Genomic DNA, 24,194 nt, shown 5'->3' on the forward strand with positions numbered 1-24,194 from the left:
CTTTATTCTACACGAATCCGGCCATGAGCCCTTTTTGTATTCAGTTCGAGGTGTTGCACTTCATTTTACAATCCGTCTTATACTTTGTTTTTGACATCTAAAGAATAATCGCACCAAAAGACGAGTGGAGAGATAAGTATGGAAAGAAGTAAAAAATTCCTTTTATTATTGTTTCTGATGGTGTTTACTTGTTTGACAGTTGCTCCAACTGTTAATTTTGCAGTTCATGGTAATGAGATAACAGCAAAAAATGGGGTACTTGATTTACGTGATATAAATTTTGAAGAACACAATTATGTAGAGATGAGTGGGGAGTGGGGTTTATATTGGCATAAATTCCTCAAACCAGAAAAAGTACCGGATAATCCTTCAACTTTTGTTTCATTTCCTCATATGTGGATGGGTTCTGAAATAAACAATGAGACATTACCAGGTGAGGGACATGCCACATATACACTTAAAATAAAAGTAAATGAGGAGAGCTTATCAACTCCTAAGGGCCTTTATATACCGCTTATTTCGAATGCATCGAAACTATGGATCAATGGGAAATTAGTGAGTCAAATTGGTGAAATTGGTATGAGTTCAAAAGATGAACGTCCAACCTATAATCCACAAGTCATCACTCTTGATTTAGATAAGCCAGAATTTGATCTAGTTTTACAGGTTTCTAATTACTCTGAACGAAACGGTGGAATTTGGGGAGAGTTTTTGTTCGGAAATGCAGAAGAATTAATAAGTATGGCTGAGAAACGAATGCTTAAAGAAATGTTTATTATTGGTGGTTTAACTATTTTCGGATTTTACCATTTTGTTATTTATATTCTACGTAGAACAGATCGAGCTGCTCTCTATTTTGGGATTCTTTGTTTACTAATTGCTCTTCGCTCGCTGGTAGTTGGCGAGGTAGTTTTAACCGATCTACTCCCTAATTTCTCTTGGGAATGGCACAGAAAAATCGAATATTGGACGATTTCAATCGCGTTTCCAGTATTTTTATTGTTTCTTAATGCAATGTTTCTTAACTATATTAAAAAATCCGTTTTACAAATATCCTTTTTTATAAGTTTACTTTATTCTTTATTTGCCTTGTTTACACCTGCTAAAGTTTTTTCGTATACGATTAACTTTTATCAACTGATTATGACAGCGATGATGTTGTATGTACTTTTTGAATTGACCAAAGCGTGGAAGCGAAATGTTCCAGGTGTAAAGGTTTTATTAATCTCAACCGTCATTTTTACTTGTACAGCCTTAAATGATGTCCTTTATTACAATGAATGGATTCATACAGGTGATTTTACAAGTGTTGGATTATATATCTTTATCTTTGCTCAGTCCATCGTTCTTGCTATTAAATATGCATCTACCTTTCAAAAAGTTGAAACCCTGTCTACTCGTTTAGGAGAACTAAATAACACCCTTGAGGAAAAAGTGCAAATAAGAACTTCTGAACTGGAGCGATCCCAAAATGAACTAAAACAACTGAATCAGAAGCTCGAAATTCTTTCAAACATTGATACTCTAACAAATGTTCCGAATAGACGGTCACTCAACCAAAATTATGAAGAGGTTTGGGAGATGAACAAGGATTTATTGAAACCAATTACGGTATTTATGATCGATATAGATTGTTTTAAGCTTTTTAATGATACGTATGGTCATCAAAAAGGGGATGAGGTGCTAAAATTAGTTGCTCAATCATTGAAAAATAGATTGGATATGGTTGGAGGGTTCTTTGCAAGGTATGGCGGAGAAGAATTCTTTGCTTTATTAGATGGGAAATCCGTTGAAGAAGCCGTTGATATAGCTAAAGATATGAATGATGTCATTCATAAATTAAAAATCCAACATAAAACTTCAACGGTTACAGATACAGTAACAATTAGTATCGGAATTGCCCATTCTACTTCTGCAAATCTAGTAGAAAAAGATCAACTAATTAGTAAGGCTGACGAAGCTCTTTATCGTTCAAAACAAATTGGCAGAGATTCCATATCATTGTTTTATCAGAATGAAATTAAACATCTGTAAGCATCTCGATATTGTGGAGAAAATCTAACATAACAGACTAAATTATATTGGAATTCAAAAATATATCCCTGTTCTCTTTTTAAGATGTAATGTACTGACATATTCATTTACATTTCATGATTATTATCGGTAACCATTTCTAGCATGTATTGTTCACTATCATTATATTTGATTATTTCTATTTCACTTACAATAGCATGTACACATAAACTCACTTTAAGATTCTTTAATGGAATTTAAATATTGGTAATACTTTCTAAGTAGTGCTGATTCGTAAATGAAGAGCCTAACCCATTTTGATTAAGATTTAGGCTCTTTCTAGAATTGTTCTGTTAAATTATACGATGGCATGCTAGTTCCTATGCACCATGTTCACTCAGTATTAACTATATTTCTATCCCCATCTAATTTAAATTCACTGCATACCTGATACAATAATAATTTTAATGACCTTAAAAAACCTCATTTACTTGTGGTACGGTTCACTGTATCACTCTAAATGCGAAAAAAGAGGCTGCCTCAAAAGTCATAGTAATGACTGAGGGGCTGCCTCTTTCTTATGTGCGACAATGAAAGCAGTCTGCGTTGCGCTCGGGGTTTCCGGGAAATTGCCCTTGCCCTATTAAACCCAGGAAAATGATTGAATCAGCAATATATTCTTTCTTTACATGTAATTGTAACCTTTTAATTGGGCTTACCCTCTACTTCGGAGTTTTGCGGTGCCTCACTCCATCGCTTTAACCTTTGTTTCGATGAACGTAATTTCCTTTTCATCAAGCCCGTATTTAGCGTATAACTGACGGTCGATGTCCGGAATAGATTTCGTCCAGTCGATGTCGCTTTGCGGCGTAAAGTCTTGTAAGGGGACTTTCGCCCATGTAGCGCGAGAATTGTGTTGTGTTATTTTCAATACTCCTAACAACACACGCGTAAATTTTGTTTTAATATATTTCAGAACGGCGTTTGCTTCAGCCTCAGTATCAAAGGCTCCTACAGTTAAAAATGTATCAGTATGCGCGACTAATGGAAGGCCTATGAGCGGGCTACTTAAAGTTTCACCGAGGACACCAGTATTATTGGTTTCTGCAATAATCACACGGAACTTTTCAAAAGACTTGGGAAGAACAAGATACTTCGACGAAATCCATTTGTACTCTCGCTTGCCGCTGACCAAGCCCAACATACTTACCTCATCAGAAGCTGTTTTTTCGTTATGAAAAGCAAAGTCCATCTGAGAGAACGACTTGGAAACTATTTTATTCTTAGTTCCTTTCCCTTGCATGTCTTCTGCTTGTGGGTACTTAGTGAAAAACAATTCAGAAAAACGATATATTCCTTGCGGTTGAACAATAGTAGAAAAATTCACTTCACTAAGTTTTGCGGTTTTACTCACGATAGAATTCAACTCTTCATAATGAGTGAAAACACCAATACCCCCATAAACTTGTTGACTATTACGATAAACGATTGCTATGCCACCTTTTATATCCGTATTAGCAAATACACTTGCGCTGTTTTGCTCGTAAAATTTGACTTTTAAGTGTTTGTCGTCGAGCATCTTTGCATTCCATGTCTTAGGGGTTTGGCCAGCATTAAACAGAAAGCGAGCAGGCGAGATTAAGCAGTATCTTTGTGAAGTCTGTTCTGCAAGGTCATAAAAGTAGTGATAAATTGGCTCATCTCTTGCTTCTCCACTTACCTGATACGGCGGGTTACCGACTACGACATCAAATTTCATTTCTGAGTTTCCCCCGTTCTTCGCCGCTTCAGTCAAATCGCGGTATTCTAAATGCGAATCGTTGATATTGGCAAAGTTACCAAACACAAAGTTTCTAGCTATATTATAGATTATCTCGCTCGGTGCAAAGCCGTAGACTTGATGCTCAAGGATGTGTTTCAACCGATCGTCCTTGTCAGGGATAATGTCCTCAAGCCCGACATATAGGCGTTTTACGATTTCGGTCAGGTATAAACCGGACTTGACATACAAATCGGCAAAGGTTATATCCTTGTCGGTGAATAAGTTGGGGTCTTCTTCTTCCAACTTATCAAGCATCAGCTGTACAACCTTTTTTGGCGTGTAAATCTGGTTAGTGTGTTGCGGCGGAATATAATCGAAGATATCCTCGGTCTGGCTGTCGTCAAAGTAATTCGCCAGTTCCTCTTTTTTGTGTAGAAACTCCTGAACAGACTCATCAAAGACGACCGGGTCAAAGAAATTGTATTTATCACGCAACGCCCTGAACTGGTCAAGGGTAATGCCCGTGACTTCCTTGAAGACTGAGTCTTTGATATTCACGTCGAAGTTTGTAAGCGTCGTGGACGATTTGCCGTATGCCATCAGGAACGACGGAATTGTGCGGGCGAACCCGCGTAAACGAGCGCGAATGTCGTCTTCAACAGTGATTTTCTTTTTCTCCTGGGCTTTTTGAAGGATCTCCTCGGTAGATTTCTGCGTTAGTTCCTTTGTCTTCTCCGCAACCTTACTGACGAGGTCTTGTTGCAGGTTTTCGGCGATTGCCCGTTGCGCCGCTTCATACTGTGCCTTGGCTTCAGCTATAGCATGACTATCATTTGAGGCGGTTGCCGCCGCTTTCTCCTTATCGTATGTGGTTGCCGCCTCGGTTTCTCGAATTTTAGCCTGCTTCTTGACCATTTCCACTTCGCGGGCGAGGACATTGGCGTTATGCTTCACGATCTGCTCAGCTTGGGTCGCGGTTACGGAATTCTCTTTTGCGATTTCCTTCACCGTATTCAGTATGCCATGGGTAAAGGCGTTCGTTATGTTACTTGTCAGCGATGATGACGGCTGTTCTGCGGCTTGCCCGGCGATCTCAGTAACATCAGCATAGATCTTTGCCCCGAACCGTGCATCCGTCAACGCAACGACAACAGTTGGGTCAACAACTACATTCCCATCGCCATCCACTTCCACGTCTTTCGTGTCAATCGTGCTGCTTGTTTGACTGGGTATAACCTTACCTGGTGCAACAGGGTTAAGCTGTTCCAGAATCTCACGCGCCTCGCTGGAGGCGAAGATACCCGAGATGTTCTGGAATAGTAGATTAGACATAAAGCCACGCTTGACGACTTCCTGGGCTTTGATTGTCTTTGGAATCGTCAGAACTTGTCTGACGTCCAGTTCAATCATCTTGCCCTCATCGTCTTCAGCGATTACAGGGAAGAAGTTGAGTAGCTTGCGGATATTTGCCTCGCGGCAGGATGTAGGGCCACTTCCGCCAGCCGTCTCGCCGTTCAGGTTGTTGGCAAACTCGTCGTAGATGATGAGCGTCCGCTCAGGCGCAAAGTCAAAGACGTAGGCGTTCTGTTTGCGGCGCTTCTCGCCTTCAACATCATAGCTCCACGAATTTTGAGCGCGAAAAGCCGCTTGCATATAGAGGCCTGGGGATTTGAGATTGGAGAGCATCAACACGGCAGTCCATTCGGGAACGGTCACGCCCGTTGTCAACTGCCCGACCGAAAGCGTGATCGTCCTATCGTGGGCTTTGATGGCCTTTCGAACCCGGTCAAGCGACTTCTGCGTTGCGGCAGGATCATCCTCGTCGGTTCTGCCGTCCCCGGCGGCTAAAATAACCTCGTAACGCTCAAACACAGGGTGTTCGCGGAGAAGTTTCTCCATAGCCTTTGCGCTCGCCACACGGTTCATCAGCCAGAAGGTATGTTTCAATTCCGCTCTCAGTTCGGATGTTGAGAACGGGTACTTCTCGTTACGCGTTAAGGTGTCAAGCCACTTCCGAACCTCGGCTTCGTGTACGAACTTGCCGCCTTCTCCTGTGACAAAAAACTCATTTAAATCAAAAGCAAAGTGGATGTCTTTGCCTTCAATCTTCGCGCCCCTGTTCACCTCATCGGTTATCATTTGACTCATTTGGTAGGAAAAGAGATTCAGCCGCGGCAATCCCTCGTAGACATTGTTCTCCTCACTACTCTCCGGCCACGATTCTTTCGCTTCCTGTTCATCGGCATATGTCCAGTTATAAATTTGCTCCTTGGAGAACTTGCCACTTGCAACCGCTTTGAATGGAGTACCAGACAGGTGCAGAGTGAAATGGCGCGCGATATTGTTAAAGGCGACATCCGTCTTAAAGGTATCGACACCTTCGTGCGCTTCGTCTATGACGAGCAAATCCCACACCAGCTCCTTGACCCATTTCAATTTGTCGTGGTAGCCGCCGAAGCTGATTGCACCTTTCAAATCTTGCAGTGAAATGAAGGCGACACAGCCGGTATGATCCCCTTCAGGCTTTCCGAAGTTTTCGGTGAAGAATTGTTCACGAGTTAGCACAGGGCGTTCTTTCAGCGTATCGGCAGTTGAGACAAAGCGATAATTTGTCTGCCATGCGATAAAGGTCTGAAAGTCGTCAAACCACGAGTTGGCGATTGCCGGACGGTTCGTGACAATCAATACCTTTTGCGCTCTCATACGGCGGGCAAGGTCATAAGTCGTGAGCGTCTTTCCAAAGCGCGGCTTTGCATTCCATAGGAACTCGCCGCCCTTATGCGTCTCGACGTAATCAAGCGTCGTCTGAACAGCCGCTTCTTGCTCGGTACGAAGTTGATATTCGAGTCCCTTACGAACTTGACTGTGTTTCTTGTACCGAAACTCATCGAAGTCGGAGTGAGCCTGTTCGGGAGTTCCGTTGTAATAGAACCATTCTGTATTGGGCCGTTGTTTGATTTGCTTGAACCTACGCAGATAATCGTGGAGTTGCTTATCGAAGAACCACTCGTCAGAGTCATGAAACTTTGCCGGTTCAGACCATAATTTTGAATAGGAAATACCTGCCGTTTGCGTCTGCTGACGAATACGCTCATCAACATTTCGACGTTCGGTATATCCAATTTTAATCCAACCCTCGTTCGGCTTATATTCGGGGAGAACATAAGCATAAATCTGAGGATAAACTGTTTTTGTTGTTTTAATGATTGTGTTTTCGCTCATCCTTTTTTACCCCCTTATCAAAGAACTCCATTTTATTGGTATCCCAATTCATAATTCTGACGCGCTTGCCCGGAACGATTATCCACTCCTCTTTCTCGGGTTCATCCAGATCAAACAGCGATAACTGATATTCCTGAACCTGTTCTTTTGTTCCAGACAGTGGAATGGTGTAAGTAAGCCCGTCCATCTGGAAGACGTTATAGCTGATGATTACGGCGATAGCCTTAAACAGCCCGTAAGTAGGAGGTTCTCTCCACTTATCCATATAATAGTCGCGGTATGTGTATAGCAAATTCTCACGTGCTAGTAAAAGTGAATCTCCGTTCCACTCGAATCCATAGCTTGACTTGTACGCCAATTCGACTAATCGCTGCCACTCCGCTTTGTCGACCACCTCAGTGTTGATTCGTGCGAGTTTGCGGTCCAAAAAGCCTTGCCGCCCCATAAGTGGTATTACTTCACCGATTTCCATATCATAGCGTGTCGCCATGTATGGCGCTTCTCCGCAGGCTATCTCAAGCCATTTGCGACGGGTATACGTTTCCAAATCGTCGGCTTTGTAGTCGGCGTCAATCGCATCATTTTGCAATTTTACGATCCATGTCGGAGTGAATACTTCTGCTTTTGTTTTTGTGCGTTTCTTTTGTAGTTCGGCTGTCTTCAGGGCTCGAGGCATGATCAGTTTGCCACGCTTGCCTGTGATAAGTTCCTGACGTATCTGAGCTGTAGCCGCATATGATTCCGAGCCGTATTCATTATAGTTGTCATTTGCCCAGATGATATTCTTTGCGCGTTTGGTAGAGGAGGTTGTCCTGTCAAGCAACAGGATTTCGAAAATATGCGGCATCTGTATATAGAGGTCGTCTTCTATGACATCCGGCAATAAATTATCGTTCGGTTCTGCTATTTTTTGCATTACGCCACACCTCCCACTTTATTATGACAAACAGTTTAGAGCTAGTCCACGAAAAATAGAAGTAAAAGTTCCGCCCTACTTATGATACGGTTCATTCCTGTTAATCTTCACCGCCCGATACACCTGCTCCAGCAGCACCAACCGCATCAGCTGGTGCGGCAGCGTCATGCGCCCGAAGCACAGCTTCTGCTGGGCGCGCTTCAGGACATCGTCGCTGATCCCGTGGCTGCCGCCGATCACGAAGACGACGTGGCTGCTGCCGTAGGTTCCCAGCCGGTCCAGCTCGGAGGCCAGGTCTTCGGAGCTCCACATCTTCCCGTCCAGCGCCAGCGCGATCACGTGGGCGTCGGGCTTGATATGGCTCAAGATCCGCTCGCCTTCTTTGTCTTTCACGATCTTCACTTCCGCGTCGCTTAAGGAGTCCGGTGCTTTCTCGTCGGGCACTTCGACGATCTGCAATTTCAAATAAGGCGTCAGCCGTTTGCTGTATTCCGCGATGCCCTGCACCAGGTATTTTTCCTTCAACTTGCCGACTCCGATGATTTGAATAAACATAAGTCCTCCCGTTGTCCGTTCGTAATATGCGTCTGCCTCTATTATACGACAGCCCGGACGACGCGAACGAAGGAAAATAAGCAATCTTCCGCCGCCTATCTCCCTTTCCCTCCGCACAGCAAAAAGACGTCCGCCCCGCGTATCCGCCGGTCAGCCGTCTTTTCTTTTCCGATCTGTTCAGCTTTGAACGCCCATCCTGCCCAAGCGCAGTTCCCTACGAGCCTTTGACTTCCAGCAGCTCATAATGAATCGTGCCCATCGGCGCGTCGACGTTGATCTTCTCGCCGACTTTTTTGCCCATCAGCGCTTTGCCAAGCGGGCTTTCGTACGAGATCTTGCCGTCTACAACGTCCGCTTCGGCCGGTCCGACCACCTGGTATTCCAGCGTGTCGCCGAACTCGATGTCTTTGAGGACGACGTTCGAACCTACGCCGATAATGCCGGAACTGCCGCTGCTTGCTTCCGCGATCCGTGCTTTGATCAGCATTTTCTCCAGAATGATAATGCGCGTCTCCATGAAAGCCTGGTCGTCCTTGGCCGAATGGTACTCGCTGTTTTCCTTCAGGTCGCCGTAGCTGATCGCAAGCTTGATGCGCGCGGCCAATTCTTTGCGTTTCACGTATTTGAGGTCGTCGAGCTCCGCCTGGAGCTTGTCGAATCCTTCTTGAGTCAGTACTACTACTTCTTCGTCTGCCATGCTTTTGCTCACCCCACTCGAATTTCTTCTCTCTCTAGTGTACTCTTTTTCGCGCCAACAATCGACTTATTCGAAAATTAGACGACAAGCGAGCGATTTGACCACCAGAGAGCGAGGGCCATCAGGCCGAACAGAACGACCACGGTACCGAGCAGAATAGCATGCCATTTGCGGTACATGGACAAGATCGCGACGTACTCGCGGATAAACGCGTTCGGCAGATAATAGAAAGCCGTTTTCGCTCCGATTCCGTCGGCTTTGAGTCCCGCTTTGCGCGCATAGACGCCGGCCCGGAACAGGTGGAAGTTGTTGGTCGCGAACACGCACGTATACTTTCCTTCCCCGCTCTCCGCGTCCATGATCCGTTTGGAAAAAGCCATATTCTCCAGCGTATTCACCGATTGGTCTTCCATGCGGATCTGCGAATCGGGAATGTTCTGCTCCAGCAGATAATTGCGCATGGCGGCGGCTTCGGAGATCATCTCGTCCGAACCTTTGCCGCCGGAGACGACGAATACGGGCGGCACATACAGCAGGTCTTCCTGCTTCCGGTAAAAAGCGATCCCCCGCTTCAGCCGTCCGGCGAGCAGCGGCGTGACTTGGTCGCCTTTGAGTCCGGCGCCAAGCACGACGATATAATCGCGCGGCACGCGCGGACGCACCAGGTTATACAGGACGCAGGAGACCAGATAACACAGAAACACGAAGCCCAGGTAGCCGACAATCGTCGTAGCCAGTGCGATCGGGAGCGCCAGCTCTTCATGGGGCGACCACAGCGGAGACGAGATCAGCACGCCCAGGAATACAAAGATCAGCAGGCCGAGACCCAGCGTCAGCAGATTTTTGGGCTTTAAGCCTTCTTTTCTCCATAAAATACGCGCGTTGTAGATCAAGCCCGCCCCTGTTCCGATCACCAGCAGCGGCAGCAGAACCACGAAAGCCAGCCCGCCAAAAGCGGCGGCGTACATGACGGCGTCGCTGTCGCTGGCCGCCTGCAGGAGGCTGATCATCAGCGAGAAAGCCAACAGCAGCAGACCCGAAGTCAGCAGCATGCCTACGCGAATCCGGCGTTTGTCGCGTATGTAGCTGACCACAAACGCCAGCAGGATCAGCGCGGTCAGTCCGTAACTAAAAAGGAAGATCATCGGTTGTCAAAGCTCCCTTTCGTTCCGAAGGCCGAATAGCCGTCCACGGATCCGGCGATGCCGGATTGATGCGGACGGCCTGTCGGTCGGTCGTATGGTATGAGATTTCGAGCCAATCTCCGGACAAACGCCGGCTAGTACCTTGTCAACACTAAAGGTAAGGTTACGCTCCCCTGAGATTTCGTACTTGAAGCGTGTACGAAGTCTCCGACGGAATTGTTAGTTCAGGAAAACGTAAACCTCGGATTAAGAGTTGAAAGGGTACTAGACCACCAGCACGATAGCCGGTTCCTCGCAGTGCGCGCATTTGAGCGGCGGGTCCCAATCGGAGAATTCGGTCTCCTGCAGATTCACAAGGTCCGGTGCTTCTTCGTATTCGTCCAGAAATTGTTCAAGCGCATTTTCGATATGTTGTTTGCATACACAGTACATAAAGGACACTCCCGATTATTGGATTTGAATACACAAGGCAGGCGCTGCAAAAAGCGGTCTACTTGCCGGCGTCCGGACGCTCCCCAAGCGTCACGGTCGCTTTCTGCTTTTTGCCGTCGCGGTAATAGCTGATGGTCATTTTCTCGCCGATCTTCTTGTAGCCGTACAGATACTTGCGCAGCATCAGCGTGGAATCGATCGACTGGTTGTCGAAGCCGACGATAACATCGTTCAGCTTGATCCCCGCTTCTTTGGCGGGTCCGAGCGATTCCAGCACGACAACGCCTTTCTCCACGCTGCTCGGCAGCTTCAGCTTATCGACCTGGTCTTCGGCCATCGGCGAGTACGGATTGCTCAGATCCAGTGAGTAGACCCCCAGATAAGGCCGGCTGATCCGTCCGCTCTTCTGCAGCTCGTCGACCGTTGTCATGACCTGATTGATCGGAATAGCAAAACCGATGCCTTCGACGCCGGTGCTTGCGATCTTCATCGTGTTGATGCCGATCAGCCGGCCGTCGAGATCGACCAGCGCGCCGCCGCTGTTGCCTTCGTTGATCGCGGCATCCGTCTGAATGACCTGCTGTTCCCAATCGTAGACGCCGTCTTCATTGAGCGAGACCGGCATAATCCGCTTGGGATAGCTGACGATGCCCGAGGTCAGCGTATCGCCGAGACCCAGCGGATTGCCAAGCGCGATCACCGTCTCGCCGAGATCCAGCCGATCCGAATTGCCGATCTCCGCGACGCTCCGAACTTTTTTGGCGTCGACTTCCAGCACGGCCACATCGGTGATCATATCCGAACCGATCACTTTCGCTTTGAGGCGGGTCCCATCGATCAGCACCGCTTCCAGCTCCTCGGCGTCGGCGACGACATGATGATTGGTAATAATGTAGGCTTTGCTCCCCTGCTTCTCAAAAACGACCCCCGAACCGAGAGCGGCGCTCTCCAGGGTCAGTTCTCCGGCGGTTCGGTGGTTGACGATACTGACCACCGCAGGGCGGGCCGAAGCCGCGGCCTGCACAATGCGATCATAGGGATCCGGCGAAGCGGAAGCCGACGCGAGCGAGGTTCCGCCTATGCGGGGCAGCACGAACGCCGCAAAGATTCCGCCCAGCAGCAGTACGGTCAGCAGCGAACCGATCACCGCTCCCAAGAAAGCCGGAGCGGCGCCGCGCGTTCCGCGTCCGTAGCCGTTTCCGCCGGAACGTCCCCGGCGGCGCGGGTTTTGTTCGCTGAAGCCTTTGCGGCTGCCGCTGCCGCGGTAATACTCGTCGTCAAACAGGCTCATGGTCACCCTTCCTTCCATCTATGCCAACCGTCTGCCGCAAGCCCGGTTCCGGCCAAGCCGGATGGACGAAGCGGCAGCTTCGGACGTTTGTTCTGATGCCGATAGTCCCCTATCCATTAAACCGATTGCTTGTCCGCCGACGCTGCGTTTATTCGCCGCTTTTGCTGCCGACTTCGTCCCACGGCGTCGGCATGTTCCAGTACGTATCGCGCAGTTCGAATTCGCTGTCCTTAAAAAAGACGCCGCTGTCTTCCATCGAGCAGCGAACCGTCATTCTTGCGATATCCAGCATATTGTGGTCGCGGCTGAGATGGGCCAGATAAGTCCGCTTCAAGCGTCCGTTCAGCAGCTCCCCGAGTGCTTCTCCGGCCGCATTGTTGGATAAATGGCCGATATCGCTGAGAATCCGCCGTTTGATATTCCACGGATACCGGCCCATGCGCAGCATCTCGATATCGTGGTTCGATTCCAGTACCAGCACATCCGAATCGTAGATCGCTTCCTTGACCCGGTCGCTCATATATCCGAGATCGGTCGCCAGGCTCAGCTTGTTGATCCCGTCGTCGAACGTATAGCCGACCGGCTCCGCCGCATCGTGCGAGATGCCGAACGAAGCGGCGCGCAGCGAACCGAAATCAACAGCCGTGCCGGTCTCCAGAATCTTGCGCTGGTTCGGTTCGATCTGGCCGACGAATTTCTTCATGCCTTCCCACGTCTTCTCGTTCGCATAAATCGGCAGTTTGTATTTGCGCGCAAGCGCACCCAGGCCTTTGACGTGATCCGAGTGCTCATGCGTAACCAGAATGCCGCTGAGCTGATCCGGCGACACGCCGCGCTCGCGAAACAGCTCTTCCAGTCTTCTGGCACTGAGGCCCGCATCGACCAGAATCGACGTGCCGCCCAGTTCGATCACCGTGGCATTGCCCGTCGATCCGCTGGACAAGACGGTAAAACGCATTCCCATACTCATTGATAATCTCCTTCTCTCTGCTGCTCAAGGACTGATAACGTCTCCGCTTGCCCCTTGTACATAATACACGCTGTACGTCGGCGAAGCGCTGTTTTCGATTGTGAACCGCCAGACCGGGGCCGCCACCTGTGTCTCGGAGTCGAACGTCTGGCCGTAGAAGCCCAGCACGATCTCTTTCACGACCGCCCCTTCGGGCAGATAATTCTCGATCAGGGTGCCCAGCGCTTTCTGCGCCGGAAGCACTTCCGCCTCACCGCCCGCATCCTGAATCTCCACCGGAGCGCCGCGGTAAGCGGTAATCTTCTGATCCGTATAAAAAAGTTCCAGGTTCGCGTTAAACAGCGGCCACTGGCTGCCGAACAGCGGGTGCAGCGTGAACGAACCGTCCCCGCTGCCGCCTGCGGCAAACGCATCGTAGCTGTATTGGCCGATCTCCGGGATCTCGCTTTTCAGCGCCGCGGCCAGATCGCCGGGAGCGAAGATCAGTTTGCTGTCCGCCGGAACGTCCAACTGTATCGGCTTGCTGCTTGCCTGTCGGGTATATCGGTACGAAATCTTAGGCAGTGCCGGCGTGTCGGCCGGAACGGACGTCAGCACCTGGATATTCTTCTCTTCCATCGCGCGCTGGGTGCTCTCGCTCAGCGAGTCGAAACCGAGGCTGACTCCGCGCTGCTCCCGCACATCGCTCCAGAGCTGGTAGCCCAGCACCAAATTCAGCAGCAGAAACGCATAGATCAATACGTTTTTCGCCCTTCCCCAATCCAAGGTCCGCTTCCTCCTCTCGCCGGCCGGAACTGCCTGCCGGTTCGTTCACGCTCAGCTGAATGTCGCGATCGAGCCGTCTTCCAAGGCGACGACCCAACCGGGGACAAGCCGAAGCGTGTCGCCGTTCATACGCGGCGTATACGCCGGGTAGAGGTCCACCACCTGCTGGCCGTGTACCTTTTCGATATTGGTAATCCGGTTGATCAGTTCCTGACCGCCGGGCAGGGTATACTGCGGACCCTGTTTGCCGGCTTCCGGCGTCTCCAGCAGCGACCGTTCATAGAACGAGACGGTTCCCTGCTGCAGAATCAGATTCATATAGCCGTAGCGCACGGTACCGCTGCCGAGGATCGGCAGCGAACCGTAATACTGCTGGAAGCGTACGCCGAGATTCGACTCATCGACCATCTGGGCCATTTCCGCCCGGTAGCGGCCGTTCCATCCGCCGTGCTGATTGATAAAGTCGACGGCCGACAGCATGCTTTCGGTCGCATCGGCACGCATGGCCGGCGCGGCGGCCGGGTCGGTATAGGTCATCCAGCGGGCTTTGTCTTCGATCTGGAGGCTGCGCTTGCTGTCGGTATAAATCTCCGAACCGTCCTGCTCGTGGATATTGCGCGTCACGGCCGGATCGGCGAACAGATTGCGCTGCATCTGGTCGCTGGTGAACGAATCGGTCGCAAGCACCGCTTCGGCCAAAACGACCGGTTTGGACGGCACGTACAGCGTATGTTTTTTCAACGGGGTGTACGGCATCCATTCTTCGCCGAATGCCACATGCTGAAGCACGTCCTGCACCGTCAGATCCAGCTGCTTCGCTTCATATACTTCGCTGCCTTTGGCGCTGAAGAAGAACGCCCGCGGCTTCTCTTCCCCGCTTCCCGTGTAGATCCAGATCCGATCGATCAGAGCCGTTTCGAACGCGGGATCCGCGGCGATGCGCATCGTTTTTTGCAGCAGCGGCACGGGCAGTCCGGTACCGAACGACAGCTCGATACCGGGATTGTCGGCTGCGATCTTTTCCCAGTTCGCATCCGAGATACGCTGCACCTGAAAAGCGGCGAAGTCGCGCGCCTGAATCCGTGCGTAGATCAGCTTGTAGAACGCCGAATCGGGATAAAAAATCGTATGCCGGTCTTTGCCCATATGGATCAGCATCCGGTCGGGATACAGGGTATCTTCGACTCCCTGCTGCTCGCCCATCTCGTCGGTACGCACATAGCCGGCCGACGAGACGGCAGCCGACCCCGTACCCGGCAGCCGGTAGATCAGCAGATAGCTCTGTACCAGGCTGACGGCGACGAGCAGCGTGAGCATCGCCGTTTTGAGCCGCTCTTTCACTTGTCGCCGCCTCCTTCCGTATAGGCGGGCAGCGTAAAGGTCACGCGCGTACCCTGCCCGAGTTCCGATTCGATCGCAATTTCTCCGCCGTGCGCCTCGATGATTTCGCGCGCGATGGCAAGCCCGAGCCCGGTGCCTCCCATTCCACGCGAACGCGCTTTTTCGACCCGGTAGAACCGCTCGAAGATCCGCCCCAGCTCTTCTTTGGGTATCCCGATCCCGGTATCCGATACGACGACCGCATACCGCAGCCCTTCTTCAAGCCGGTACGCCTCCAGAGTCACTTCTCCGCCTTCGGTCGTGTATTTCATGGCGTTGGAGACGACATTGTCCAGCACCTGATCGATCTGGTCGCGGTCCACGTCGACCATGCCGAGTTCCGGCGAAGCTTTGAACCGGATCCCGATGCCTTTGTCCATAAGCGGAAACGTAAAGCGTTCCGTCACTTCTTCGACCAGTTCGAACAAATCGGTCTTCTTGCGGCGCAGCGACGTTTCCTTGGAATCCATTCGCGACAGCTGCAGCAGATCCGTAACCAACCGGATCATGCGCTCCGTCTCGTTCTGGATAACCCCGACGAAACGTCCGGCCACCGCCCGGTCGTCCAACGCTCCGTCTTCCAGCGCTTCGGTGTAACTCTTGATCGTGGTCAGCGGGGTCCGCAGCTCATGCGACACGTTGGCGACGAATTCCCGCCGCAGCGTGTCGAGACGCTCCTGCTCGGTAATATCCTGCAGCACCGCGATCGTACCGCTGACGCCGATCTCCGTTCCGCTCTCGCGCCGATGGATCGGGCTCAGCGTCGCTTTGATCGTCAGGTCGCCGAGGCCGGACGGGCCGCCGGGCGAATCCGGCGTACCGCCGCTGCCGCCTAGAATCAGGCTGCGCAGTCCGGCGGACGGCAGTTCTTCGTCTTCTTCCGGCAGATCGAGCAGCTCCGAGATGCTCCGGCCGATCATCTCGACTTCGCGCATTCCGAGCATCGCGCTGGCCACCCGGTTCACGAGAATGACCGAGCCCGATTCGTCGGCGGCGATTACGCCGTCGCTCATATTGGTCAGAATCGAAGCCAATTTTTCTTTTTCTTCTTCGTTCAACGACAGCACGCCCTGCAGGCGGTTCGTCATATGGTTGAACGCTTCGCCGAGCTGGCCGATCTCGTCGCTGCCGAATACCGGCATCCGGACATGGAACTTTCCTTCGGCGACGGCGGTTGCCCGCTTGGTCATCTCCTTGATCGGCTGCGTGACGGTATGCGCCAGAATAACGCCGAGCACGGCGGTCAGCCCAAGCGCGATCAGTACCCCGGAGATAAAGATCCCGTTGATCCGCTGCATCGTATCGTAGAGGCTCTGCATCGAAGCGACGATATAGATCGCCCCGACGATCTTGCCGCTGCTGACCACCGGCTTGGCGACGACCTTCTTGCGCAGATTGTCTTCGTCGATGATGTATTCCTCGTTATCGTCGATGCCCTGCAGCGCCCGGCTGACCACGGTCTGGGTGTTCTTGCTGTTCACCAGATCCGCATGCGTGGACAGCGACGTGATCAGCACGCGGCCGCTGACGTCGAGCACCTGGATCTCGCCGCTGCTCATGCTGGAGAAGTTGTCGACCAGCGTGCGCAGACTTGCCGCTTTGTCTTCGGCCGCTTCCCCGCTGCCCGACCAGTTCTGCCCGGCCAGTACGGACAGGAGTTCGGCCTGCTCTTTGAGATCGTTGGTAAAGTTGTTCGTCAGCGACGTCTTCATCGCGCTGACGAAGTAAACGCCGATCAGCTGCATCGCAATCAGGATCAGCAGCATGTAGACGATAATCAGCTTGGCCTGCACGGAACGAAAAAAGGAAGCTCCGCGAAACATGGCCTAAAACCCTCCGGGCTTGTTCGAACGCATCATGTAGCCCAGACCCCGGCGCGTCAAAATGTATTCCGGCTTGCTCGGGTCGTCTTCGATCTTCTCGCGCAGGCGCCGGATCGTCACATCTACCGTGCGTACGTCGCCGAAGTATTCAAAACCCCATACTGCCTGGAGCAGATGCTCGCGGGTCATGACCTTGCCGGCGTTTTTGCCCATATAATACACCAGTTCGTATTCGCGGTGCGTCAGATCGAGCGGCTCGCCGTTCTTGTACACCATATACATATCCGTATCGATAAAAAGAGCATCTACGGTCAGTCCCTGACGCTGCTGCGGCTGGGCTCCCGTGCCCGGATGCAGCGCAGCGCCCGGTTGATGCCGGCGCATCTGCGCTTTGACCCGGGCCAGCAGTTCACGGGTGCTGAACGGCTTGGTGACGTAGTCGTCCGCGCCCAGCTCCAGACCCAGCACCTTGTCGATCTCGCCGTCTTTGGCGGTCAGCATGATGATCGGCACCGACAGATGCGTCCGCACTTCGCGGCAGACGTCCATGCCGTCTTTGCCCGGCAGCATCAGATCCAGCAGAATCAGGTCCGGACGCTCGCTGAGCGCAAGCTCGACCGCCCGAATCCCGTCAAACGCGCAGATGACCTCGTAGCCTTCTTTTTCAAGATTGAATTTTAAAATATCCGCAATCGGCTGTTCGTCGTCCACAACCAGGATTTTGCCCTGCATTTCGTTTGGCCCCCTTGCTCGACTCCCCGTTCTTCTTGGGATCTTTACCGGGGATATCTTCGTTATTTTACCATAGGAGACGGGAAAAAGCGCCGCCGGGAAAGGTCCGGGACGCGGAATGTCGTGAAAGTTTCGTTGTGGGCGGGAGGCGTGGGAGAGCTCCAGGGGAATTCGTTTCGGCCGCGTGTTGAAATCGGGAAGCTGGATTGGACTCAAGTGGAGGCTTCCCGATTTCAAAGGCGGACATTACCATTCCTACACGAACTCCCCTTCCGCCCAAGCCTTTCGCAGCACAAAACCTTCCAGACATGAAAAGCGCCGCCGGAAAATACCGGCGGCGGCTTTTTTTAAGAGCAAAAGGCTTGGCCTTGGCGCGGGAAAAAGCCTCGGCCTGCCTGCATCAGATGCAAAGACTTCAAGAACATCAAGACACAAAACACTCAAATATTAAAGCGAAAATCACTCTAGACAGACTTAACAGTCTTAAGGCAGATAAGACAAAGGATTTTCCGGCGAGCCGTTTTTACGGACCTCAAAATGCAGATGAGTGCCGGTGGAACGGCCGGTATTGCCCATCACGCCGATCGACTGGCCGCGGGATACGGATTGGCCCGAGCTGACGTTGATACGGCTCAGGTGGCCGTAGCGGGTCTCGAATCCGTCGCCGTGGCTGATGATCACGATACTGCCGTAGCCGTTCATCTCGCCGGCATACGTGACGGTACCGGGTGCGGACGCCATAATAGTGGACGGGCCTGTCAGATCGACTCCGGCATGCAGCTTGCCCCAGCGGGTGCCGTAGGTGCTGGAGATCGAAGCGCCGCTGACCGGCCAGCTGAAGCCGCTGCCGCCGGAAGTCACTTCTTCCTGGTTGTCGCTGTCCGAAGAAGATTCGGCCGCGGCTTCCTTTTCCGATGCCTCGGATTCCGACGAAGAACGTTCGGCAGCGGGTTCTTCCACGGTCGGCTCGTTTGTTTCCTCGGCTTCTTCCACCACCGGCTTTTCTTCCACGATCACTTTGGTCCCTTTTACAATAACGATCGGAGCGGAGCGGCGCACCACTTCCTGTCCAACCCATTCTTCGCGCACAATCTCGCCGTTTTCTTTGGTCAGGCGGTAATCGACGCGTTTTGCTCCGCTTTTGCCGGGGGAAGCGACGATCCGCTTGCCCTCGGCCAGATCGGAATTCCGGCGAATGACCAGCTCCGGTGCGGTCGGAATCACTTCCGATACCGATTCGACCGTAGTAACGGTAATGAGCGGGTCGGGCAGGGTGATTCGCAGTTCTTCGCCGATCTGCAGCGTGAATTCCTTGATATCCGTATTGTTGGCGTAAATGTCGTCCTGCGTAATCCCGAATTTGGCCGCGATAGAGCTCACCGTATCGCCTTCGGCGACGGTGTAGGTCACTGGATCTTTTGGACCGACCGTCAGCAGCTTGTAGGCTTCTTCCTCGGTCAGAATCCGTGTCGGCGAAGTCTCCGTTTCACTGTAATCGATCTTCTCGTTGATCCGGATCGAGTTCAGCTTGGACGACGAAGAATCCGCCGCGGAAGAGCTGCCTGTGGAAGCCAGCTTTTTCGCCGCGGTTCCGGCGGTTTGGGTTCCTTTTTCGATGTACGACTTTTCCGCTTTGGCTACCAGCTTCTTCGCCGTCTGTTCGTCTTTGACGATTCCGATGACTTTGCCGTCCACGACCAGCTCGACGCCGGTGGCGTAGGCTTTGATTGTGCCTTCCAGCTTACCCAGCGTCGCGGCGGTGTCCGGTACGACTTTGTAGCCTTCGGTTTTTTCCGCGCGAATGTTCGCCGTAAACAGCTTCATGTCGGCGTTCGGATATTTGGCTTCGAACTCCTGCCGTTTTTTAGCGATCAGCTCGTCGAGTTGTTTCTTGTCGGCGATCGTTCCGATCTCCGCATCTCCGGCATACACCGTATAGTAAGTGAACGTATGGGCTTCTACATATTTGAATCCGCCGAAAGTCAGCCCGCCCGCCAGCACGACACCGCTCGCGATTCCTGCCGCCCAGCGGCGAATCTTTCTCGGCTTTCCCCCTGCCAAGACGACCTTGCTCCCCTGCTGCATCTCCGACTGCCCGGAGGATACGGCCTCGCCCTGACTGTTGTTGTTCAAGCTCTTCATGTTCTTCGATCTTCTCCTTTGCCCAGCAGCTTACCGACGAAATAGTGTCAAAATTTTAACCTTTTAAAAACCTTCGTCTACTTTAACACAGCTTCGGTCGGTAATTCAACTTTGCAGCAAAGCAAAAAACCCGCGCCGGGCGCGGGTTTGGACGTTTTGAGCAGCTTGATTTGCGCACAAAGCGCGGCACTGCGGGAACGCCGCGTTGGTTAAACGTAGATCGGCAGGACCGGATTAGTCTGCTCGCGATTGCGGCCGACCGAGAAGATCGCAATCGGAATACCGGTCAATTCGCTGACGCGGTTCACGTAATTGCGGGTCGACTCCGGAAGGTCTTCGAGCGTCTTGGCACCGGTGATATCTTCGCTCCAGCCCGGCATTTCTTCGTAGACCGCTTCGCATTCGGCCAGCTGCTTGAGGCTTGCCGGATAGTGCGAGATGATCTCGCCGCGGAACTTGTAGCCGGTGCAGATCTTGACGGTGTCGAGACCGGTCAGCACGTCCAGCGAGTTCAGGGACAAGCCCGTGATGCCGCTGACGCGTCTGGCGTGGCGAACGACGACGGTATCGAACCAGCCTACGCGGCGCGGACGTCCCGTTACGGTGCCGTACTCGTGGCCCGTCTCGCGGATCGTGTCGCCGATTTCGTTATGCAGCTCGGTCGGGAAAGGACCGTCGCCGACGCGCGTCGTGTAGGCTTTGGCTACGCCGATAACCTGGTTGATGCGTGCCGGGCCGACGCCCGAACCGATGCAGACGCCGCCCGCGGACGGGTTGGACGAAGTTACGAACGGATATGTGCCTTGGTCGATATCGAGCATAACGCCCTGCGCGCCTTCGAACAGCACTTTTTTGTCCTGATCGATGTACTCATTCAGCACAACCGACGTATCGCAGACGTAAGGACGCAGAATTTCGGCATACTCCAGATAGTCTTTGAGGATTTCTTCCACATTGACCGTTCCGCCGCCGTAGACCTGTTCGATGATATGGTTCTTTTCTTTCACCAGATGGCGCAGCTTAAGCTCGAACTCTTCGGCATCCATCAGGTCCGCCATGCGGATACCGATGCGGGCCGCTTTGTCCATGTAGCATGGGCCGATGCCTTTGCCGGTCGTTCCGATCTTGTTCGGGCCTTTGCGTTCTTCTTCGAGCGCGTCCAGCACCATATGATACGGCAGGATGATATGCGCGCGATCGCTGATGGACAGGTTCTTCGTCGTGAAGTCGTTATCGTGAATATAGTTGATTTCCTCGATCAGCGCTTTCGGGTTGATGACCATCCCGTTGCCGATTACGCAGGCTTTGTCCGTATAGAAAATGCCCGATGGAATCATCGTCAATTTGTATTTTTTGTTTTCGATCAAGATGGTATGGCCCGCGTTGTTGCCGCCTTGATAACGGGCGACCACGTCGGCGCTTTCCGCCAAATAGTCCGTAATCTTGCCTTTTCCTTCGTCTCCCCACTGCGTTCCCACTACGACTACCGTTGACATTTTACATTCCTCCGTGGGTGCCTTTGCACCTTTGTATTGGTCGTCCGTCCTCTATCCCGGCAGGAATTTCGTCAGTGGAAAATACCGGCGGAGAAGCGTGCTAACGGACGAGCGGAGACGGCTTTTGTACGTATTTTTGCCCGAAAAAAAGGACGAAAAACACGGAAAAGCGCTCCTTGCGCTGCTTTAACGCAGCAATTACAGTGTACCAGCCCGTTTTTTCAAAGTCAAATAAATAACGAACGAATAAGAAGCAGAAGGAATTTAATGTTCGGAAATGAGGAGGGAGCAAGCAAAGCTTACGCCAAGAAAACGCAAAAAAGCGGAAGAGACAGTCTCTTCCGCTTTTTGCAGTCTGCTTCATACCGTCGCTTAGGCCTTTGCAGGCCCAAGCGCCGTCGTTCCCTCCCCACGAAGGAAAAAAGCATGTATTTATCAGAGGGCCGGCCGCTCTTCGGGTACCGGAACCTTCGACGCTCGAAGTCCGGATCGCCCCCGAAAAGCGGTAGCATTGATACTGCTGCCGTGCAAACACAGCGGCGTCTTTCCCCGCGACCGGGTCGCTGCAAAGAACCGCCTGGCTTGATTTGTTGTAAGAACTAAACTTAAGTATAACACTGTTAATTGAAATTCGCATTATTGTTTGCGCAATTTTTTCTTTTCATTCATTTCTTCTTTTCATTTCCATAAAAGGGTTTCAATCCGCGTGATCGGTTTAAAATAAAAATAACAAAAACAGCGCTGTTACTTATTTGATCCAAACCTTTACATCAGCAGGAAAAGACAACGAAGAGAAGGTGAAGAGATGACTAAGATTGCTGTTAAAATGCTGGTCAACGCCATTGTCGTGATCGGATTGACGATGTGGTTCGGAGAAGCCGATTTTGTGAGCGCGTTAATCGTAACCGTCATTCTGGGGGCTCTTGCCTACGTAATCGGCGATATGTTTATTCTGCCCGCTGCCGGCAATACAGCCGCAACCCTGGCCGATGGCGCTCTGACGTATGTCGTACTCTGGGCCGCTTCGTCCCTGTTGGACTGGAACCTTTCTTACTTCGACATGTTCGTCATTGCCTTTGTCGTCGGTATCTTCGAGTTCTTCTTCCATATCTGGCTGCTGCAAAACGGAATTCCCGGACGCAAAGACAACGCCGGACATGCCCGTTTCCGTGCGCAGCGTTAAGCAAACTCTGCTGATTTCCGAATTTATAATCTCTCACCCTTATCTCCAAAAAAAGAGCCGCCGGATTTCTCCGGCGGCTCAACGTGTCGAGAAAGGTCTGCTTCCGAGTGAAGCGAGGAGGCGGAGGGAGAAATTCAGTGAAGGAACGATAGTGTTCGCCTTTGAAATCGAGAAAATTCCGCTGGAATTTAATCTTTTTCTCGATTTCAACACGCGACCGGAACGAATTTCTCCCGCAGCCGACAAGTTTCTCCTACGAATAGGACTTTCTCGACAACCTGAGCCGCCGGATTTCTCCGGCGGCTCTTTTCTATCCGGCAAACGAATCCGAATGGGCCCGCTCGTAATTGACGAATTTGTTGAAGTTCTTGAGAAACACGAGCTCGACGGTCCCGACCGGCCCGTTCCGCTGCTTGGCGATAATGATCTCGATGATATTCTTTTTTTCCGTATCGGCATTGTAGTAATCGTCCCGGTACAAGAAAGCGACGATATCGGCATCCTGCTCGATCGAGCCGGATTCCCGAAGGTCGGACATCATCGGACGCTTATCCTGACGCTGCTCGACGCCCCGGCTGAGCTGCGACAGCGCGATAACCGGCAGTTCCAGTTCCCGCGCAATCTGTTTGAGCGTCCGCGAAATATCGGAAACTTCCTGCTGACGGTTCTCGCCCGATTTGCCGCGGCCCTGGATCAGCTGGAGATAGTCGATCACGATCATGCCGAGTCCCCGCTCTTTTTTGAGCCGGCGGCATTTGGAACGAATATCGGCTACCGTAATCCCCGGCGTATCGTCGATATAGATTTCGGCTTCGGACAGCGACGCAATTCCCATCGTGAGTTTGGTCCAGTCCTCGTCCTTGAATTCGCCCGTACGCATCACGCTCGCATCGAGGTTGGCTTCGGCGCAAATCATCCGCTGAACGAGCTGTGCCGCCGACATTTCCAGACTGAAAATGGCTACCGTCTCTCCCGCCCGTACCGATACGTTCTGCGCAACGTTCAGAGCAAAGGCCGTCTTGCCGACCGAAGGACGCGCCGCCAAGATGATGAGATCGTTGCGCTGGAACCCGGCTGTCATCCGATCCAGATCGACAAAGCCGGACGGAATGCCGGTCGAATTGCCGCTATTCTGATTCAGCATTTCGACGCGGTCGAACACTTCCATCAGCACATCGCGAATCGCGACAAAACCGCCGCTGGAGCGGCGGTTGGAAATCTCGAGAATTTTGCGCTCCGCATCGCTCAGCATCAGCCCAACGTCTTCGCCGCCGGTGTAGCCTTCGCTGACGATTTGTGTCGCGGTGCGGATCAGCCGGCGCAGCATCGCTTTTTCTTCGATCATCTGCGCATAATATTCGACGTTGGCGGCCGTCGGAACGGCATTTGCCAGTTTGGCCAAATAGCTGACCCCGCCGAGATCTTCCAGCTGACCCCTGTCTTTGAGCAGCGAGGTCAGCGTCACGAGGTCGATCGGCTGACTCTCTTCCCCGAGCTGGACCATAGCCTCGAATATCATCTGGTGCGACTTGTCGTAGAAATCGTCGGCCGTAATTTTCTCCATGACTGTAATAAGTGACTCGGCCTGAAGCAGTACCGCACCCAGCACGGCCTGCTCCGCTTCCAGATTTTGCGGCGGAACCCGGTCGAAAAAGAGATCCTCGCCCATC

General features: G+C 51.9%; 17 protein-coding genes. 2 read left to right on the forward strand and 15 right to left on the reverse strand.

Translation table 11 applies throughout. From position 1 onward, the window contains the following. Window positions 1-138 precede the first annotated feature (138 nt). On the forward strand, window positions 139-2,034 hold the full coding sequence (locus tag HRQ60_RS19130; RefSeq protein ID WP_172198927.1) for a sensor domain-containing diguanylate cyclase: 1,896 nt from the start codon (window positions 139-141) through the stop codon (window positions 2,032-2,034). A 724-nt stretch (window positions 2,035-2,758) separates the two neighbouring features. On the opposite strand, the gene HRQ60_RS19135 is transcribed toward HRQ60_RS19130, so the two are convergent. The 14 genes from HRQ60_RS19135 to HRQ60_RS19200 form a co-directional block, all read right to left on the reverse strand. Beyond that, complete coding sequence (locus HRQ60_RS19135; RefSeq protein ID WP_172198929.1) at window positions 2,759-6,997, reverse strand: Eco57I restriction-modification methylase domain-containing protein; 4,239 nt, start codon at window positions 6,995-6,997, stop codon at window positions 2,759-2,761. Then, a complete protein-coding gene (locus tag HRQ60_RS19140) occupies window positions 6,975-7,913 on the reverse strand; it encodes a restriction endonuclease (RefSeq protein WP_172198931.1) in 939 nt (312 codons plus the stop codon). Before HRQ60_RS19140 ends, HRQ60_RS19135 begins: the two co-directional genes overlap by 23 nt. A 75-nt stretch (window positions 7,914-7,988) precedes the next feature. Next, window positions 7,989-8,468, reverse strand: a complete 480-nt coding sequence (gene rlmH / locus HRQ60_RS19145) for a 23S rRNA (pseudouridine(1915)-N(3))-methyltransferase RlmH (protein ID WP_172198933.1) — start codon at window positions 8,466-8,468, stop codon at window positions 7,989-7,991. Window positions 8,469-8,682: 214 nt separating this feature from the next. Further along, a complete protein-coding gene (greA, locus tag HRQ60_RS19150; RefSeq protein WP_172198935.1) occupies window positions 8,683-9,165 on the reverse strand; it encodes a transcription elongation factor GreA in 483 nt (160 codons plus the stop codon). Window positions 9,166-9,242: 77 nt separating this feature from the next. Beyond that, window positions 9,243-10,310, reverse strand: coding sequence for a YdcF family protein (locus HRQ60_RS19155; protein ID WP_172198937.1), 1,068 nt, complete (start codon window positions 10,308-10,310; stop codon window positions 9,243-9,245). A 264-nt stretch (window positions 10,311-10,574) separates the two neighbouring features. Next, the gene (locus tag HRQ60_RS19160; protein ID WP_172198939.1) at window positions 10,575-10,742 is read right to left on the reverse strand and encodes a CxxH/CxxC protein; all 168 of its coding nucleotides are present in this window, start codon (window positions 10,740-10,742) and stop codon (window positions 10,575-10,577) included. Window positions 10,743-10,800: 58 nt separating this feature from the next. Next, window positions 10,801-12,033: a S1C family serine protease gene (locus HRQ60_RS19165; RefSeq protein ID WP_172198941.1), complete on the reverse strand. Its 1,233-nt coding sequence runs from the start codon at window positions 12,031-12,033 to the stop codon at window positions 10,801-10,803. Between the two features lie 148 nt (window positions 12,034-12,181). Beyond that, window positions 12,182-12,997, reverse strand: a complete 816-nt coding sequence (locus tag HRQ60_RS19170) for an MBL fold metallo-hydrolase (protein WP_172199045.1) — start codon at window positions 12,995-12,997, stop codon at window positions 12,182-12,184. Window positions 12,998-13,027: 30 nt separating this feature from the next. After that, window positions 13,028-13,768: a two-component system regulatory protein YycI gene (yycI, locus tag HRQ60_RS19175; protein ID WP_172198943.1), complete on the reverse strand. Its 741-nt coding sequence runs from the start codon at window positions 13,766-13,768 to the stop codon at window positions 13,028-13,030. A 51-nt stretch (window positions 13,769-13,819) separates the two neighbouring features. Then, window positions 13,820-15,109, reverse strand: coding sequence for a two-component system activity regulator YycH (locus HRQ60_RS19180; protein ID WP_172198945.1), 1,290 nt, complete (start codon window positions 15,107-15,109; stop codon window positions 13,820-13,822). Next, complete coding sequence (gene walK / locus HRQ60_RS19185) at window positions 15,106-16,971, reverse strand: cell wall metabolism sensor histidine kinase WalK (protein ID WP_172198947.1); 1,866 nt, start codon at window positions 16,969-16,971, stop codon at window positions 15,106-15,108. The genes HRQ60_RS19180 and walK overlap by 4 nt, the downstream gene beginning before the upstream one ends. A gap of 3 nt (window positions 16,972-16,974) precedes the next feature. Beyond that, window positions 16,975-17,703: a response regulator YycF gene (gene yycF, locus HRQ60_RS19190; protein ID WP_172198949.1), complete on the reverse strand. Its 729-nt coding sequence runs from the start codon at window positions 17,701-17,703 to the stop codon at window positions 16,975-16,977. A gap of 483 nt (window positions 17,704-18,186) precedes the next feature. Then, a complete protein-coding gene (locus HRQ60_RS23930) occupies window positions 18,187-19,845 on the reverse strand; it encodes a peptidoglycan DD-metalloendopeptidase family protein (protein WP_172198951.1) in 1,659 nt (552 codons plus the stop codon). A 209-nt stretch (window positions 19,846-20,054) separates the two neighbouring features. After that, window positions 20,055-21,341, reverse strand: a complete 1,287-nt coding sequence (locus tag HRQ60_RS19200; RefSeq protein ID WP_172198953.1) for an adenylosuccinate synthase — start codon at window positions 21,339-21,341, stop codon at window positions 20,055-20,057. Between the two features lie 805 nt (window positions 21,342-22,146). Between HRQ60_RS19200 and HRQ60_RS19205 the strand changes: the two genes are divergently transcribed. Beyond that, a complete protein-coding gene (locus HRQ60_RS19205) occupies window positions 22,147-22,524 on the forward strand; it encodes a DUF2512 family protein (RefSeq protein ID WP_172198955.1) in 378 nt (125 codons plus the stop codon). Between the two features lie 310 nt (window positions 22,525-22,834). Here the strand turns inward: HRQ60_RS19205 and dnaB are convergent, their stop codons facing one another. Further along, on the reverse strand, window positions 22,835-24,193 hold the full coding sequence (gene dnaB / locus HRQ60_RS19210) for a replicative DNA helicase (RefSeq protein WP_172198957.1): 1,359 nt from the start codon (window positions 24,191-24,193) through the stop codon (window positions 22,835-22,837). Window position 24,194 lies beyond the last annotated feature (1 nt).

It is taken from the genome of Saccharibacillus qingshengii (assembly GCF_013185195.1).
Classification (GTDB): domain Bacteria; phylum Bacillota; class Bacilli; order Paenibacillales; family Paenibacillaceae; genus Saccharibacillus; species Saccharibacillus qingshengii.